Genomic DNA, 827 nt, shown 5'->3' with positions numbered 1-827 from the left:
TGCCGCTTATTCAACTATTTACGAAAGCTGGAGCTTCTCTCCTGCTGATGCGGCTGAAGCTTCGTTGAGAGGCTATGTTACTGTACCCATCTCGTTTAGGCTCGACTAAACGTTTTGCTCTTCATTGCAGTTCTGATCTTCGTACACTCGACCATGTTACTTCATTAGTCCCGTCACTCCTTGCCCCAGTTTTAATAAATCAATTGACTTGAAAATGTGAACTGCGTAAAGTCGCAGCCCTGCTTGAGGTGCTCAATCACTAAATCTAGTGAGCGAGTGAAACGGGAAGTTGGTTGAAGTCCAACGCTGCCCCCGCAACGGTAAGCAAGTTAAGTCGGCATCCTCGCCACTGTGCAGTAAAGCATGGGAAGGCCGTTCGACTAAGTCGAATGACAACTTGTAAGCCCGGAGACCGGCCTGAAGTGATTTTTTAGATATTGCGGAGGGCGATATTTGGGACTGATGTCTAACGAACTAGATTGTCGCTCGTTAACCATTACTGTTCTTTGCTTCTCTCTCTGCGCGATTGCTGGTGAAGTGCGTGGGTCTACGTTTAGTTTTACTTTCTCTACTTCTTGTTTCGACGTTTGCTGTTGCTGAGGAAACCGTCGAGCATGAAACCGTTGTGGTGACAGCTTCTAAGCTTGATGCCGATCATATCAATACCGAGCATACTTCAAGTCATACAACAGTAATTCGTTCTAGTGAGTTTGGTCATGAGTTCTCTAATGTCGCGGATGTGTTATCTGATCAGAGTGGCGTTCAAATTCGTCAAGTAGGTGGGATAGGTTCTTATTCGACTGTGAGTATCCGTGGGTCTAGTGCAG

General features: G+C 46.3%; 1 pseudogene and 1 riboswitch. The pseudogene reads left to right on the top strand.

What is annotated here, in order from left to right:
* The first annotated feature begins 229 nt into the window (after positions 1–229).
* Positions 230–436, top strand: a riboswitch (cobalamin riboswitch).
* Positions 437–541: 105 nt separating this feature from the next.
* Positions 542–827, top strand: a pseudogene (locus tag A3738_RS03345) (hypothetical protein); the annotation flags it as partial.

The sequence above is a fragment of the Oleiphilus sp. HI0066 genome, from assembly GCF_001635725.1.
Note: the sequence above shows the minus strand (reverse complement) of the source record. Positions and strands in the feature narration are given on the sequence as shown.